We start from the raw sequence: 16,020 nt of genomic DNA on the forward strand, positions 1-16,020 counted from the left end.
TGGATCGCCTGCCTCTTGGGCGGGTGCTGGGTGGTGTTGCTTTTTTGCAACTTTACGTGGGTTGCCGGAATATAATGGAATTTCCTTATCGCGCGGGTTGCCGGCGCAGGAGCCTACGATGTTCGGTTTCCTCAAAAACACCCAGCATGTGGATGAAGACGCGCAAGACGAGTTCGTTGATCGTGTCCATACAGCAGCCGAAGAATTTTTGACGGCAGTGTCTGATCAGTCCGCTCTGGACTATTCCCTCCAAAGCCTCGGTGCCTTGGATTCGGTGCTGGATGACGCTCACCAAGGGCGCATCACCCTGACTCCGATGCAAACCGTTGGTGCGGCCGCCTATCTGTACGAGGTGGCTCGGCGGCACTATGGCGGTTTGTACGAGGTGTGCGACGATGAGGATCCGGTGGTTCTGGTGACGGGCGAGCCCGAGTTCGACGTCTGCCTGTGCGCGATTGCCAAGGTTGAACGGCGGATCCGTGATGGCGAGGCCGAAGCATTGCCGGCCTTTTTTCAACGGTATGTCAGCGCAGTGAATGCGCGCGCCTCGGTGACGATCAGCTAGTGCGATTGCTCGATCGGCACTATCCAGTTGTAAATCTCCCTGCCAGGTTGACGAGATGTCAACCTGCTGCCTCCTTATCGCTGTACACTCGCGTCCGTTTTGGCCTTGCCTCAGGAGCGCCCGCATGAAATTCCGCTTCCCCATTTTTATCATCGACGAAGACTACCGTTCCGAGAACGCCTCGGGTCTGGGGATTCGTGCATTGGCGACGGCGATTGAGGCCGAGGGCGTCGAGGTCATCGGCGTCACCAGCTATGGTGATCTGAGTTCCTTTGCGCAACAGCAGAGCCGGGCCAGCGCGTTTATCCTGTCGATCGACGACGAAGAGTTCGACGTTGCTTCGCCCGAGGATGTGGCCAGCGCGATCAAGAATCTGCGCAGCTTTATCGGCGAATTGCGTTTCCGCAATGCCGACATCCCGATTTATCTGTACGGTGAGACGCGCACCTCTGAGCATATCCCCAACGATATTCTGCGTGAGTTGCATGGCTTTATTCACATGTTCGAGGACACGCCTGAGTTCGTAGCGCGTCACATCATCCGTGAGGCGCGCAGCTACGTCGATGGCCTGCCGCCGCCGTTTTTCCGCGAGTTGGTCAACTACGCCCAAGATGGTTCGTATTCGTGGCACTGCCCAGGGCACTCGGGCGGCGTGGCATTCTTGAAGAGCCCGGTGGGGCAGATGTTCCACCAGTTCTTTGGCGAAAACATGCTGCGTGCCGATGTGTGCAACGCCGTAGACGAACTGGGCCAGTTGCTGGATCATACCGGCCCGGTGGCTGAGTCAGAGTTGAACGCCGCGCGTATTTTTCACGCGGATCACTGCTTTTTCGTGACCAACGGCACGTCCACGTCCAACAAAGTCGTGTGGCATGCCAACGTGGCTGCCGGCGACGTGGTGGTGGTGGATCGCAACTGCCACAAGTCGATTCTGCACGCCATCACCATGACCGGCGCGATCCCGGTGTTTCTGCGTCCGACGCGTAATCACCTGGGCATCATCGGCCCGATCCCGCTCGAGGAATTCGACCCCGAGAACATCAAAAAGAAAATCGAGGCCAACCCATTCGCGCGCGAGGCGGTCAATAAAAAACCGCGCATCCTGACGCTGACGCAAAGCACTTACGATGGCGTCATCTACAACGTCGAGATGATCAAGGAAAAGCTCGGCGATTACGTCGATACGTTGCATTTCGACGAGGCGTGGTTGCCGCACGCCGCGTTTCATGAGTATTACCAGGACATGCACGCCATTGGTCAGGACCGTCCGCGTCCGCACGGGCCAATGGTGTTCGCCACCCACTCGACCCACAAGCTGCTGGCCGGTATCTCCCAGGCGTCGCAGATCATTGTGCAAGAGTCCGAGTCGCGCAAACTGGATCGCAATATCTTCAACGAAGCCTATTTGATGCACACCTCGACGTCGCCGCAGTACGCGATCATCGCCTCGTGCGACGTGGCGGCTGCGATGATGGAGCCTCCGGGTGGCACTGCCTTGGTGGAAGAAAGCATACGCGAAGCCATGGACTTCCGTCGCGCGATGCGCAAGGTGGAATCCGAGTTCGGCAAGAACGACTGGTGGTTCAAGGTCTGGGGACCGAATCGCCTGGTGTCCGAAGGCATCGGCAATCGCGATGATTGGTTCCTGGAGGCCAATGATCACTGGCATGGTTTCGGCGAGATGGCCGACGGCTTTAACATGCTGGACCCGATCAAGGCGACCTTGGTCACCCCCGGATTGGACATCTCGGGCAGCTTTGGCGAGACGGGTATCCCCGCTGCCCTGGTGTCCAAGTATCTGGCCGAACACGGGGTGGTGGTCGAAAAGACCGGCCTGTACTCGTTCTTTATCCTGTTCACCATCGGCATTACCAAGGGCCGTTGGAATACGCTGTTGACCGCGTTGCAGCAGTTCAAGGACGACTACGATCGCAACCAGCCTTTGTGGCGCATTCTGCCCGAGTTCTGCCGCGGTCATCGCCGCTACGAGCGCATGGGTTTGCGCGACCTGTGCCAGCAGATCCACGAGGCCTATCGCGCCAACGATGTGGCACGTCTGACGACCGAGATGTATCTCAGCGACATGGTGCCCGCGCTCAAACCGTCGGATGCGTTCGCACGCATGGCGCACCGCGAAGTCGAGCGCGTGGAAGTCTCGCAACTGGAAGGGCGCGTGACTGGCGTGTTGCTCACGCCTTACCCGCCGGGCATTCCGCTGTTGATCCCGGGCGAACGCTTTAACCGCACTATCGTGCAGTATCTGCAGTTCGCGCGTGACTTCAACGAGCGTTTCCCCGGGTTTGAAACCTATATCCACGGCTTGGCCGAAGAGACCACACCCGATGGCAGCAAGCGGTATTACGTGGACTGCCTAATCGAAGAGTGAGCGCGGTGTTCGTGACTGCCGTGCTGGGCTCGGAGCACGGCGGGCTCCGTGATGTCGGTGGGGACAAATGTCCCGCACCGGGGAGCCGCCTGTGTTCGACGTAGCCATCATCGGTGCGGGCGCTGCAGGCATGATGTGCGCCGCCGTGGCAGGGCAGCGAGGGCTGCGGGTCGTGTTGATCGACCATGCCGAGCGCCTGGCGGAAAAAATCCGGATTTCCGGCGGCGGCCGCTGCAATTTCACGAACCTGGGGGCAGGGCCGGCAAATTTCTTGTCCGATAACCCACACTTCTGCCGGTCGGCGCTGGCAGGCTACACCCCGCAGGATTTTCTGGCGCTGTTGCGCAGCCATCGCGTGGCGTGGCACGAAAAGCATCGCGGACAGTTGTTCTGTGATGACAGCAGCGAATCCATCATCGAGATGCTGCGCGCCGAATGCCAGACAGGACGCGTGCAATGGCGCATGCCCTGCAGTGTGAGCGAGATCAGCCGTTCCGACGCGGGCTATGCCTTGCACACCAGTCAAGGCGAAATCCGAGCTGCCAAACTGGTCATCGCCACCGGCGGAATGGCCATTCCCCAATTGGGCGCCACGGATTTTGGCTTGAAAATCGCTCGGCAATTCGGTTTGAAAATCATCGAACCTCGTCCTGCCTTGGTGCCGCTGACGTTCGACGCTGCGCAGTGGAAGCCTTTTGCCGAACTGTCCGGGGTGGCGCTGGAAGTATCGCTGACCACAGGGGCAGGCCGTGCGCGCGGCGAGTTCCTGGAGGACTTGCTGTTCACGCATCGTGGCTTGTCTGGACCGGCGATTTTGCAGATCTCCAGCTTTTGGCAGCCTGGTGAGGCCATCGTGATTGATCTTGCGCCGGGTCGTGACCTGGCCTCTGAACTGATCGCAGCCAAGCCGGGCAGCCGACAGCAGTTGCATACGGTCCTGGGCGCGCTGTGGCCCAGGCGCCTGACTGATCAATGGCTGGGCGTCGCGGGGCAATCAGGACAGCAGCAGGTTGCCGGGCAAACCAAGCAGGGAGGGCGGCAAGCCAGCGGCCCTGCCGGCAAGGGCGAACTAGCCGAACTGCGGTTAGCTGACATTCCCGATAAAACGTTGCGGTCCCTGGCCGACGGCATTCATCAATGGCGTCTCGCGCCCAGCGGCACCGCCGGATATAAAAAGGCCGAAGTCATGCGCGGCGGTGTCGATACGCGCGGACTGGATCAAAAGTCGATGCAGGCGCGCACCGTGCCGGGCCTGTACTTCATAGGTGAGGCGGTCGATGTGACCGGCTGGCTGGGTGGGTACAACTTTCAATGGGCCTGGGCCTCGGGCGTGGCGTGCGGCCGGGCGCTGTGAGAGTGCGGCCGGCTTAGGGGCGATGCGACCTGCACGCATCACCCCTATTTTTCCTACTCAAGAGTCCATCAGGCTAAAGCAAGCCTGAATCTGGCCGCCATGGGCGTGCGCAGGATGTCTCGCGTTGTTTTATTAAATAAAAATGACTATCATTTGAGTTATCTTTATTGATTATTTCATCCTGACGGGAGTCTCGATGGTCCATATTCAAACCAGGCCTGCCGCAGTACTGCCACCTGCGACCACGTCCTGCCTCGGCGTATGGCAGCGGGCGACGTTGCGGGGCAATCGTGCCTATGAGCGGGGCGATCACGCTGCGGCCTTGACGCAATACCGCGCGGCCCTGAGCCTGGCCGATACCTTGCCGGGGCAGTTGGATGATGTCGAGGCGGCGGTGGCCGCGCTGGTGGTGTCGCATCACAACCTGCTGACGTTGTATGAGCAAACCGGGCAATCTGAGTTGGCCGCCGCCCACGCCTGTCGGGCACATGAATTGCTGCATGAAATGGCGTTGGATCCCGCCTTGCCAGAGTGTTGGCGCGAGGCCGCCTGGCGCCATGGGCGTGTGACCTATGCGGAGTTGCTGCAGTTTTTGCAGCGTCATCCGGATCACGATCGCGCCCGCCGTGCTGCCGCGCTGGTGTGGCGCGACGAGACACAGCCGCAGCATTGAATCTCAAGGAAATGTCGAGCGCTTCCAGTTGTTGCCAGAGGCGCCACGTATTTCATTACGGCCGATTCACCTCGGCATCCGAACCGCTCCCTCCGGGAGCTCGAACAGGAGATTTGCCATGCCCTATACCTTGCCCGATCTGCCCTACGCCTACGATGCGCTCGAGCCGCACATCGACGCGCAGACGATGGAAATTCACTACACCAAACATCATCAGACCTATATCAACAACCTGAATGCCGCGCTGGAAGGCGCCGGTCTGTCGACGGACGAGCCGGTCGAGAAGCTGATTGCCCATATCGACAGCCTGCCCGAGGCAGTGCGCGGCGCCGTCCGCAACAACGGGGGCGGCCATGCCAACCACAGTCTGTTCTGGAAGGTCATGTCGCCCAAAGGCGGCGGCCAGCCTCAGGGCCGTGTGGCAGCCGCTATCGACGCCGATCTGGGTGGCGTCGAGGCATTCCGTGATGCCTTTACCAAGGCGGCCTTGACCCGTTTTGGCAGCGGCTGGGCCTGGCTGAGCGTCACGCCGCAAGGCAAACTGGTGGTGGAAAGCTCGGCCAACCAGGACAGCCCCCTGATGCAGGGTAATACCCCGGTGTTGGGCCTCGATGTCTGGGAACACGCGTATTATCTGAAATATCAGAACCGTCGCCCGGAATACATCGGCGCGTTTTTCAATGTGATTGACTGGGCCGAAGTGGCCCGCCGTTACGAGGCCGCCTTGGCCTGAGTACCGGTTTGTGCTGCATCCTTTGCGCAGGTTGTTGATGAACACATTTAGCCGTCACCGTATTCGCCCGCAGCTGACCAGCATCAGTGTCTGGACACTGGCCGTCCTGGTCGCGTGTCTCGGCGCTCATGCGTTGTGGGAATATCTGTTGCCGCGCGCGCCTCACGTTGCCAACGCATTGGCGGGTGGCTTGCTGGCAGCGGGCGCGACGGCGCTGGGCACAGTGCCGGTGATGTTCTCGCAGACCCTGTCCGACAAGGTGCAGGACACGATGTTTGGATTCGGCGCGGGCGTCATGTTGGCGGCCTGCGCCTTTTCCCTGGTGGCTCCAGGCCTCGACGCCGCCGGCCAGCTGGGGCATGGGCCTTGGGGATCGGGTTTTATCGTCGGCGGTGCGATTTTGTTGGGTGCGGCAGTGTTGTTGACGATGGACCGTCTCTTGCCTCACGAACATTTCATCAAGGGCAAAGAAGGCATCGAGGTGCATCGTTTGCGCCGCACCTGGCTGTTTGTGTTTGCCATTGCGCTGCATAACCTGCCCGAAGGCCTGGCCATAGGCGTGGGATATGTGGGTAACGACCCGGTGCAAGGCAGTGCGCTGGCGACCGGGATCGCGATTCAAGACGTGCCCGAGGGGCTGGTGGTCGCGCTGGCGTTATTGTCGGCGGGCTATAGCCGGGCGTTTTCCGTAGCGCTGGGCATGTTGTCGGGGCTTGTGGAGCCCTTGGGGGCTGTCGTCGGAGCCCTCGTGGTCGGCTGGTCGGCGGAGTTGCTGCCCTGGGGGCTGGGCTTTGCGGCGGGCGCCATGTTGTTTGTCATCAGTCATGAAATCATTCCGGAGTCCCATCGCAAGGGCCACGAGGTGTTTGCGACCGGGGGGCTGATGATCGGTTTTGTCCTGATGATGTTGCTGGATACGGCGCTGGGGTAAATCAGCTGCGCCAAATGCAGCTTGCCTCGCCCAGGCACCCGACAGGGACTCACAATGAGGGAATGCAACGAGGGCTGATTGCCACCAGCGGTTTTCGAAGCTGTCTTTGCGAATGCGATGGGTTGAGCTGGCGCCACCCGCGTAGCCAGAACGCCACTCAACAGCGTTGATGCAGCAAGGGAAGGCGTACGAACATCCGTCAATGGCGGCCATTGCGAGCAGGAGGTCGGCGTGTAAAAGCCCCGCCGGGCCGTTGAGCCGCGATTTAGCCCGCGAAGCGGGCCGAGGCCCCTGGTCATGGGCCGAGTCGCGGCGATAGGCCCGGCGGGGCTTTTACACGCCGACCTCCTGCGCCAAAAAAACTCCACCCGACGCATGCCACAGACCACAACCGTGGCGGGGAAAAATGCCCCACGTCGCGCCTTACGGCTTGCTGCCCCCTCGGGGGCTTTTTGATGTCCAACTGCCTCGAGTATGGAAAACCGGCACGCCGCCGCTAGTCGGCACCCCGCTTTTCGCGGTATGCTTCACTCCGCTGTCATGTTCGTCGCGGGAGAGAGCGGCCCACCACCACGGTATAGGGTCGTCGCCGAAGGCGCAATTCGCCCGGAATCGCTCAGGTAACCCATACCGCGACGCATCAGTTTCCTGTCTGGCTCTTGGGGCCAGCGCAGGTCGCTGACACAGCACTCTGGAGAGACCTGGCGCCGCGGATTCCGTGTGTAGCCCAGGCGCCGAAGGTGCAAACCCGCCGAACGCGGGGCAACTCTCAGGCAAAAGGACAGAGGGGCGGAAAATCCAGCTGGTTTCTGGCGCTTTCCGCATCCAGGCCGGCATTCCGTAACCTCAAGGCGATGCCGCCACTCTGGAGCCTGTCCATGTCTGCTGTTCTTCAACGTACCCCCTTGGCCGAGACCCATGTCGCCGCTGGCGCGCGCATGGTCGATTTTGGCGGCTGGGATATGCCGCTGGCGTATGGGTCGCAACTGGAAGAACACCACGCCGTGCGCCGTGACGCAGGTATGTTTGACGTGTCCCACATGTTGAACGCCGACGTGGCCGGCCCTCAGGCGACCGAATTCTTGCAGCGTCTGGTGGCCAACGATGTCGCCAAACTGACGGTGCCGGGCAAAGCGCTCTATACCTGCATGCTGAACCCGCAGGGCGGCATTGTGGACGACTTGATCGTCTATTTCTTTGCCGTGGACCAGTGGCGTGTGGTGGTCAATGCCGGTACGGCCGACAAAGACATCGCCTGGATGCGCCGCGTGGCGGCCGCCGGCCAGTTCGACGTGACGATTACGCCTCGCCGTGATCTGGCCATGGTGGCAGTACAGGGCCCCAACGCCCGCGCCAAAGTCTGGGCCGCGCGTCCGGCCTGGCAGGCCGCTACCGAGCCGCTGACGCCCTTTGTGGCCGCTGAAGTGGCCGACGATACCCTGGTGGCGCGTACCGGCTATACCGGCGAAGATGGGTTCGAAATTGTCCTGCCTGCCACCGAGGTCGTGGCATTGTGGAACGATCTGGCCGCTCAGGGCGTGCGTCCCTGCGGTCTGGGTGCGCGTGACACGTTGCGCCTGGAGGCTGGCATGAATCTCTACGGCCAGGACATGGACGAATTGACCCAGCCGAATCAGGCCGGGCTGTCCTGGACCGTTTCTCTGAAAGACGCGGCGCGCCGTTTCGTTGGCCGCGATGCGTTGGAACAATTCGCGACGCCGTGCGCATTCGTGGGGCTGAAGCTCCAGGACCGCGGCGTGATGCGTGCCCATATGGCGGTGCGTACGCCGCAGGGCGCGGGCGAGCTCACCAGCGGCACCATGTCGCCGACCTTGGGCGTATCCGTGGGTTTTGCCCGCGTTCCCCTGGGCGTCGAACCCGGTCAGACAGTCGAAGTCGAGATCCGTGGCAAATGGATGCCCGCCTTGGTAACCAAATTACCATTCGTGCGTCACGGCAAAGCCGTCGAACACTCGTAAACTGCCGCCATGCGCTGGCAGGGGTGCCGGCGCAGGCGCGACCCAATTTTTAGGAGCTTTTATGAGCCTGCCCACCGATCGTAAATACACTGAGTCCCATGAATGGGTGCTCGCCGAAGGCGATGTGTTCGTCGTCGGCATCACCGACAATGCCCAGGAGCAACTGGGCGATCTCGTCTTCGTTGGCGATGTCAACGTAGGCGCCAAGCTCAAGGCTGGCGAGACCGCAGGCGTGGTCGAGTCGGTCAAGGCCGCCTCCGATATCTATGCGCCCGTGACGGGCGAGATCGTGGCCTTTAACGAAGACCTGGAAAACACGCCGAACCTGATCAACGAGTCGGCCTACACCGCCTGGATCTTCAAGATCAAGCCCGATAACGCCGCTGACGCCGACAAACTGTTGGACGCCGCCGGCTACGAAGCCGTCGCCAACGGCTGATCTGGCCGATGCTGCGCGGGCGTTGGCGCCCGCGCGGCCATTTTTCTGTACCGAGACCTCTCATGTCGCGCGCTCTAGATACCCACTCTGATTTCATCCCTCGTCATATTGGTCCCTCATTGGGGGATCAGGAAAAAATGCTCGCAGCCGTTGGCTGCGACAGTCTGAACACCTTGCTTGACGAGGTGGTGCCGCCCGCGATTCGCAGCCAAGCGCCCTTGGCGTTGCCCGCGTCGCGCAGCGAACCCGATGTGCTGGCCGAACTGAAGGCTATCGCCGGTCGCAACCGCATTTACCGCAATTACATCGGCCAGGGGTATTACGGCACGCACACGCCGAACGTGGTGTTGCGCAACGTGCTGGAAAATCCCGCCTGGTACACGGCCTATACGCCGTATCAACCCGAGATCTCGCAAGGCCGCCTGGAAGCCTTGTTGAACTACCAGACCATGGTGGCCGATCTGACGGGCTTGGATATCTCCAATGCATCGCTGCTGGACGAGGGGACGGCGGCTGCCGAGGCTATGACGCTGGCGCGTCGTGGTTCTAAATCGGCCAGCCCGGTGTTCTTTGTTTCGGCGCACTGCCATCCGCAAACGATCGAAGTCGTGCGCACGCGTGCCGAAGGCCTGGGTATCGAGATCGCCATCGGCGACGAGGCGCAGGGCTTGCCGGAATGCTTTGGCGTGCTGCTGCAATACCCGCACAGCCTGGGCGCGGTGACGGACTATCGTGCGCTGGCCGAGGCCGCGCATGCACAAGGCGCCGTCGTCGCGTGCGCGACAGACTTGCTGGCGCTGGCGTTGTTGACGCCGCCGGGAGAGTGGGGCGCGGACATCGCAGTGGGTTCGTCGCAACGCTTCGGGGTGCCGTTTGGTTTCGGTGGCCCGCACGCGGGCTTCATGGCCTGCAAAGACGCCTACAAGCGCAATATGCCGGGCCGTTTGGTCGGCGTGTCGAAAGATGCGCAGGGCAATCCGGCATTGCGTCTGGCATTGCAGACGCGCGAGCAGCATATCCGTCGCGAGAAAGCGACGTCGAATATTTGCACGGCCCAGGTGCTGTTGGCCGTGATGGCGGGTTTGTACGCCGTATGGCATGGTCCCGAGGGCATCCGTCGCATCGCCACGCGCGTGCAGCGCTACACGGCGATTCTGCGCACGGCGCTGACGCAGTTGGGGATCAAGGTTGTCAACGACACGTTCTTTGACACGCTGCTGCTGGAAACCGGGGCAGCGACGCCCGCGTTGGTGGTGGCCGCCGAGTGCGAACACATCAATCTGCGCCGCGTCGATGGCGCCCGCCTGTCGATCTCGCTGGACGAGACGGTGACGGCAGCCGATTTGCAGGCTTTGGTGAATGTCTTTGCCGCAGGCCTGGAAAAAGACGATGTGGCGCTGGACATCGATGCCCTGGACGCCAAGGCTGCCGGCGGGATTCCGGCTGCGCTGCAACGTGAGGGCGCGATTCTGTCGCATCCGGTGTTCTCCAGCATTCAATCCGAAACCGACATGCTGCGTTATCTGCGCAAGCTGTCCGACAAGGACCTCGCCCTGGATCGCAGCATGATTCCGCTGGGGTCGTGCACGATGAAGCTGAACGCGACGGCCGAGATGATTCCCATCACCTGGCCCGAGTTCGCACAGATCCATCCTTATGCGCCTCTGGACCAAAGCCAGGGCTATCGCGAATTGGTGCAGCGCCTGTCCGACGCGCTATGCGAAATCACCGGATACGACGATATCAGCCTGCAGCCGAACTCGGGCGCACAGGGCGAATATGCCGGCTTGCTGGCAATCCGAGGCTATCACCGCGCCAACGGCCAATCGCAGCGCGATGTGTGTTTGATCCCGGCATCGGCGCACGGCACCAATCCCGCATCCGCGCAATTGGTGGGGATGAGTGTGGTCGTCGTGGCGTCTGACGCCAACGGCAACGTGGATATCGCTGATCTGCGCGCCAAGGTGGAACAGGTCGGCGATCGCCTGGCTGCCTTGATGATCACCTATCCGTCGACCCACGGCGTGTTTGAAGAGTCCATCACCGAGATTTGCGATCTGGTGCATCAGGCCGGTGGCCAGGTGTATCTGGATGGCGCCAACATGAATGCCATGGTCGGTGTCGCCCAACCCGGAAAATTCGGTTCCGATGTCTCGCACCTGAACCTGCACAAGACGTTCTGCATTCCGCACGGCGGTGGCGGTCCGGGTGTCGGTCCGGTGGCCGTGCGTTCGCACCTGGCGCCGTATTTGCCGGGCGTGTTGAATGCGCAAGGCAAACTGGATGTCGAAGCTGAAGTCGGCCCCGTGTCCGCAGCCCCGTTTGGCTCGGCCAGCATTTTGCCGATCTCGTTTGCCTATATCGCGCTGATGGGCGCCGACGGCCTGCGTAGCGCGACCGAAATGGCGATCCTGAACGCGAACTATCTGGCTGCACGGTTGCGTGATCATTATCCGGTGCTATACGCCGGCCGTAATGGCCGTGTCGCGCATGAGTGCATTCTGGACGTGCGTCCGTTGAAAGACACGACTGGCATCAGTGCCGAGGACATCGCCAAACGTTTGATGGACTATGGTTTCCATGCGCCTACCATGAGCTTCCCCGTTGCCGGGACGCTGATGGTCGAGCCGACCGAATCCGAAGGCCTGGCGGAACTGGATCGCTTTGTCGACGCCATGATCGCCATCCGCGAAGAGATCGCGCAAATCGAACGTGGTGAGCGCGATCGCGATGACAACGTACTGAAGAACGCGCCGCACACGGCGCAGATGCTGTTGGCCGAAGAATGGCACCACGATTACCCGCGCCAGCAGGCCGCGTATCCGGTCGAGTCACTGCGCGAGACCAAGTACTGGCCGCCGGTGGCGCGCGTGGATAATGCCTACGGTGATCGCAATCTGGTGTGCGCGTGCTTGCCTATCGAGGCGTATGCGTGACATCGTAGTGTGACGATGACGCCGCGCGGATAGCGCGCGTCAACGTAAAAACGCCCGCCGATTGATAGTCGGCGGGCGTTTTTGTTTAGTGATGCCGGCAGGGCCGGCATCATGTCAGTGCTTATTTACGAGGCGCTTCTTTGATCGTGTTGGTGAACATCGACACATTGGCCAGGAACATCTGCACCGTGAATTCCACGTTGTCTTGGCCCACGCCGCCGTAGGCGTTCACGTCCATTTCCATCGTGGCAACTTTGTTTTCGGCGTCCCAGTAGGCGCGCGTCAGGCGGTTGTTCTGGTTCCATTCGTTGAGTACGCGCATCGGCACGGCGTAAGGCGTGGCGACGGAGATGCGCATTTGCATGTCCGAGCACGAGGATTCGGTTTCGCAATCGTTGAACAGGATGTCGACGCTTTTGGCGCCTTCGTTGTTGCCATCGATCGTCAACACGGGTGTGTCGTAATCCGAGGTGCCGAGTTCGTAGTCGAAGCCCGCGTCACTGACCATTTGACCGATCTGAGCAGGATCCAGCGAATTCAGCATGGTGTTTTCGCTCTCCTCGCCATAACTGTGATCGTCGTCCTCGACACTGCTCAGCAGGGCGCCAAACAGCTCGTCGGCGGGGACTTCTTCACCATTCAGATTGGCCTTGCCGTCGGCATAGTGGAACGTGCTCACGACATTGTCGCCGTCGGTCTTGGCGATACCGAACATTTCGGCCATGCCGGCCATGGAGCTCACTTGGTCAGCGGCTTCTTTGGCGGCGGCTGCGGCGTCGACTCCCTCACCTTGCAAGTACTGCACGGCCAGGCCCTCCACCATGGGCTTGGACACCGTGACCTTCATGTCGATCAGCTTGACGGATTGCTGCAACAGTTGCTTGGCATCGTCTGGCAGTTCCTTGCCTGCGACCAGGCCGGCAGGCTTGGTCAGCTCGATGGCCAGATTCAGGTTGCTCTGGCCTTTGGCGGTTTCCCAAACGAAAGGATCGACGCGCATGGTCGGGTTGGCGGCCAGCAATTGGATAGCCTGGTTGACGAGCTCGATTGCCTGCGCTCCATCCGCCGTGCTGTCTTCCGCACCGTTGGCAATCTTGGTCAGCATTTCGTTATAGAGATCGGACAGTGCTTTTGCGGCTTTGCCGTCGATCTTGTCGAACTTGATCGTGGCATGGCCTTTACCGAAATCGCTGCCATTGACGGCGATCTGGCCGATTTTGTAGTCGGCCGCGACGTTTACGGTGGTGTCTTGTTCGGCGATTTTCGCGGTGTAAGCCAGATCCTTCAGTTCGATCTTGGTCTTGACGGTTGCGGCCGGGGCCTGAGCAGCCTGTTCAGGCTGGGCAGACTGTTCGGGTTGAGCCGGCGTCTGGCTTTCTGCACTCGGATTCTGCGCGGCATTGGCTGCCTCGTCGGCGGCTTTTGCGGCCTCTTCGGCTGCTCGGGCGGCTTCTTCTTCGGCGTCCGATGTTTCGTTCGCGTAGGGATCCAGCGGCTCTTCGACCTCGATCACGATGTTATCGAACTTGGCGCCGGAGCTGCCTACGCCAAAGCCGAATTTGCCTTGCTGGCTATCGACGTCCACCGTCATGCCGGTGATATTCGCGTTGACCTTCTGGCCTTCGTCATCCTCTGACAATTGCAGAGCCAACTGGTTGATCTTGCCGGTGCCGACCGTGTGTTTGGTGGCGCGTACGAAGCTGCCTTCGAATTGGGCGCCGCTGAACTTGACGGACTGGCCTTCTTGCGGGGCGTAATCGACGGGAGCGATCGTGGCCGTGCCGACGCCATCACCGTTGTAGGACAGAATCGTGTCACCGACCAACGGCGAGACGCCCTTGGTCAGGTCGAACAAGGGCTTGACGAGATCATTTGAGGCGACTTCGCTGTGAACAAAAGCCAGCTTGGGCAGCCATTGGCCACGGGCCAATGCGCCTTTGGGGAACGGGCCGTGTTCAATGCGGCCGACAATCTCAACCATGCCTTTGGGGGGCGTTTCTTCGCCCGGGACTTTAGTCAGCTGAATGCCATAACGGACATCGCTGCTGAAAAAATGGCGTTCGTAGGAAATCTGGCTGATCGTGACACCGAAGCCTGTGCTGCCCAATGCGCTGGCCAACTCCTTGTTGAGTTCCGTCAGGCGCACAGGCTCTTCTGTTTCGATGCGCTTGCCGGTGTACCACGTGGTGCCGAGCCAGCCCGCGACTGCGATGACGACCACGCCCGCCGTGATCCCTACTGCCTTTTTCATTTTTTCGTCCATTTATTGTTTGCATGCTGCCGGTATAGCGATGGTGCGCCATACCGGCACGGGCGATACCCGCCCGCGGCGAGTATAACGAGATGTAGCGGCAGTGTTGCCGGATCAACCGTTACGAGTCGTTTCTGTAGTAGACAGAATGGCAATAGACAGCTCAGAAGGGCAGGCAGATGCCGTGGTACGGCATGGTGCCTGTGCCGCGGGTGTTCGTGAATGAATGGACTCCTGTTTCAAAGGGTATCGAGCGGATAGATCGGCCGCCGCACGTGCTTGAATTCAATTTGACTGTAGTCTGAGGTGGTCACGCCCAGGCCGGTGCATGGAATGATCTCCGTTGCCATGTCGGCAAAGCCGGCACGCCAGTGGACACGGCTTTTCAGCACGACATAGCGCTTTTGTAGAGGATCGATACCGGCTGATAGCAGACAGTTGATATCAAAGGGCTCCTGGTGGCGGGAAATCAGGACGATTTGCACCTTGCCGGTATCGAATACCACTGTCAGGCCGGTGTCATTGCGCACGCCGCGATACATGGGGCCACGGTTCAGGTACACGCCATCGAATACGAGTTTGACGCGGCCGGTGACCGACAGCGGCCGGCTTTGCTGTTTCAATGCGGGCATGGGCAGCTTGCCGCCCATGGACAGCGTGATCTCGGCGCCTACGCCAGCGGCCGCGGCCTGTTGCGCAGCCTCGGGGTCGCAGAGAGCGTAGAACGCGACGTTTTCCAGGCCTTGGCGCAGGATCTCCGCCAGGACTTCAGTGGTATCCATCGTGCCGCCTGAACCGGTGTTGTCGAAGTGGTCCAGCAGTACGACGGGGCCTTGCTCAATGGCTTTGGCGCGTGTAATGGCAGGGGCGAGGGGTTCGCAGTGAAATACCCATTGCGCCCGGGCTTGCCAGGCTGTATCGAGCAATTCGTCGCGATAGCGCTCGGCTGCCGGCAGATCGCCGTCGGTGCAGATGACGGCGCTCAGACCCGCCTCACGTATATCCGCATGAGGAAAACCCACAAAGACCGAGGCGGCTAGAACCCCTTGCGACTCCAATGTCCGGCAACGTTCTTGCAAGGACTTATTCGGCTCGGCATGGGTGCCCTGGCACATGATGTGTGGCAGCATGGGTTTGTTGGCCCAGGTCATCACGGGACGAATTTCGCCTTTTAGGGTGCGTGCAATGGTATCGGCCGCACGGACCCCTGCGGCGCGAATGTCAACGTGAGGATAGGTATGAAATCCGGTGACGACGGTGGCATGGCGCACGATATCGTCATAGATGTTGGCATGCATATCCAGCGTGACGCCTACCGGCGTGTCGGGATCAATCTCGCGCAGGCGATGCAGCAGATTACCCTCGGCGTCTTCGACGCCGTCTGCCACCATGGCGCCGTGCAGATCGAGCAGGATGGCGTCGTAGCCGCCGCGCCGGACCTCGTCCAGGATGAGTTCGCACAAACGTGCGTAAGTGTCTGCGTCAGTGGGGGCGCTGGGCCACGATTCTGCGGCGACGGGGATGGTGATCTCGGCGCCTTCGCGGCGTGCGATCTCGATATAGCCTCCCAGGCCGCTATCGGTGTTCTCGTAAGCGCGAACGGCACGCTCGCCCGCCAGGATCTCCGGGCTGCCGCGAAAGAATCGCTCGAGCGGCGTGGGCACGGGAGAAAAGGTATTGGTTTCATGCTTGATCATTGCCAGTAGCCAACGCATGTCGAAGTCCTTATTAACCTATCAACAGAGGGGCCAAAGCCCGCGAGAGAGATAAAAA

Annotated in this window: 11 protein-coding genes and 2 riboswitches; of the genes, 9 read left to right on the forward strand and 2 right to left on the reverse strand. The window is 60.8% G+C overall.

The window, feature by feature from the left end:
- Positions 1-118 precede the first annotated feature (118 nt).
- The 9 genes from ACYVI2_RS19825 (at position 119) to gcvP (ending at position 11,996) form a co-directional block, all read left to right on the forward strand.
- Positions 119-565 (forward strand): hypothetical protein, encoded by a 447-nt coding sequence (locus ACYVI2_RS19825; protein ID WP_415818310.1) that lies wholly within the window; start codon positions 119-121, stop codon positions 563-565.
- Positions 566-689: 124 nt separating this feature from the next.
- Positions 690-2,951 carry an Orn/Lys/Arg family decarboxylase gene (locus ACYVI2_RS19830; RefSeq protein ID WP_415818308.1) on the forward strand — a complete coding sequence of 754 codons (2,262 nt, stop codon included), beginning with the start codon at positions 690-692 and terminating at the stop codon, positions 2,949-2,951.
- A gap of 67 nt (positions 2,952-3,018) precedes the next feature.
- Positions 3,019-4,305, forward strand: coding sequence for a BaiN/RdsA family NAD(P)/FAD-dependent oxidoreductase (locus ACYVI2_RS19835; RefSeq protein WP_415818306.1), 1,287 nt, complete (start codon positions 3,019-3,021; stop codon positions 4,303-4,305).
- A gap of 196 nt (positions 4,306-4,501) precedes the next feature.
- Positions 4,502-4,978, forward strand: coding sequence for a DUF2753 family protein (locus ACYVI2_RS19840; protein ID WP_415818304.1), 477 nt, complete (start codon positions 4,502-4,504; stop codon positions 4,976-4,978).
- A 118-nt stretch (positions 4,979-5,096) separates the two neighbouring features.
- Entirely contained in the window at positions 5,097-5,711 is a 615-nt protein-coding gene (locus ACYVI2_RS19845; protein WP_415818302.1) for a superoxide dismutase, read from the forward strand.
- Between the two features lie 37 nt (positions 5,712-5,748).
- Positions 5,749-6,642 carry a ZIP family metal transporter gene (locus ACYVI2_RS19850; RefSeq protein ID WP_415818300.1) on the forward strand — a complete coding sequence of 298 codons (894 nt, stop codon included), beginning with the start codon at positions 5,749-5,751 and terminating at the stop codon, positions 6,640-6,642.
- A 540-nt stretch (positions 6,643-7,182) separates the two neighbouring features.
- Positions 7,183-7,285: riboswitch (glycine riboswitch) on the forward strand.
- A 38-nt stretch (positions 7,286-7,323) separates the two neighbouring features.
- A riboswitch (glycine riboswitch) is annotated at positions 7,324-7,437 on the forward strand.
- An 83-nt stretch (positions 7,438-7,520) separates the two neighbouring features.
- Positions 7,521-8,621 carry a glycine cleavage system aminomethyltransferase GcvT gene (gene gcvT / locus ACYVI2_RS19855; RefSeq protein WP_415818298.1) on the forward strand — a complete coding sequence of 367 codons (1,101 nt, stop codon included), beginning with the start codon at positions 7,521-7,523 and terminating at the stop codon, positions 8,619-8,621.
- Positions 8,622-8,682: 61 nt separating this feature from the next.
- Complete coding sequence (gcvH, locus tag ACYVI2_RS19860) at positions 8,683-9,060, forward strand: glycine cleavage system protein GcvH (protein ID WP_415818296.1); 378 nt, start codon at positions 8,683-8,685, stop codon at positions 9,058-9,060.
- A gap of 62 nt (positions 9,061-9,122) precedes the next feature.
- Entirely contained in the window at positions 9,123-11,996 is a 2,874-nt protein-coding gene (gene gcvP, locus ACYVI2_RS19865) for an aminomethyl-transferring glycine dehydrogenase (RefSeq protein WP_415818295.1), read from the forward strand.
- A gap of 121 nt (positions 11,997-12,117) precedes the next feature.
- Here gcvP and ACYVI2_RS19870 read toward each other — a convergent pair whose 3' ends face one another.
- Together ACYVI2_RS19870 and ACYVI2_RS19875 are read right to left on the reverse strand one after the other, a co-directional pair.
- Entirely contained in the window at positions 12,118-14,247 is a 2,130-nt protein-coding gene (locus ACYVI2_RS19870; protein ID WP_415818293.1) for a DUF945 family protein, read from the reverse strand.
- A gap of 239 nt (positions 14,248-14,486) precedes the next feature.
- A complete protein-coding gene (locus ACYVI2_RS19875; protein WP_415818291.1) occupies positions 14,487-15,962 on the reverse strand; it encodes a M81 family metallopeptidase in 1,476 nt (491 codons plus the stop codon).
- Positions 15,963-16,020: the final 58 nt, after the last annotated feature.

The organism is Bordetella tumbae (assembly GCF_054780995.1).

Coding starts and splice junctions, on each gene's coding strand:
- ACYVI2_RS19825 (WP_415818310.1), top strand. CDS start 119: ATGTTCGGTTTCCTCAAAAACACCCAGCATGTGGATGAAGACGCGCAA.
- ACYVI2_RS19830 (WP_415818308.1), top strand. CDS start 690: ATGAAATTCCGCTTCCCCATTTTTATCATCGACGAAGACTACCGTTCC.
- ACYVI2_RS19835 (WP_415818306.1), top strand. CDS start 3,019: ATGTCCCGCACCGGGGAGCCGCCTGTGTTCGACGTAGCCATCATCGGT.
- ACYVI2_RS19840 (WP_415818304.1), top strand. CDS start 4,502: ATGGTCCATATTCAAACCAGGCCTGCCGCAGTACTGCCACCTGCGACC.
- ACYVI2_RS19845 (WP_415818302.1), top strand. CDS start 5,097: ATGCCCTATACCTTGCCCGATCTGCCCTACGCCTACGATGCGCTCGAG.
- ACYVI2_RS19850 (WP_415818300.1), top strand. CDS start 5,749: ATGAACACATTTAGCCGTCACCGTATTCGCCCGCAGCTGACCAGCATC.
- gcvT (WP_415818298.1), top strand. CDS start 7,521: ATGTCTGCTGTTCTTCAACGTACCCCCTTGGCCGAGACCCATGTCGCC.
- gcvH (WP_415818296.1), top strand. CDS start 8,683: ATGAGCCTGCCCACCGATCGTAAATACACTGAGTCCCATGAATGGGTG.
- gcvP (WP_415818295.1), top strand. CDS start 9,123: ATGTCGCGCGCTCTAGATACCCACTCTGATTTCATCCCTCGTCATATT.
- ACYVI2_RS19870 (WP_415818293.1), bottom strand. CDS start 14,247: ATGAAAAAGGCAGTAGGGATCACGGCGGGCGTGGTCGTCATCGCAGTC.
- ACYVI2_RS19875 (WP_415818291.1), bottom strand. CDS start 15,962: ATGCGTTGGCTACTGGCAATGATCAAGCATGAAACCAATACCTTTTCT.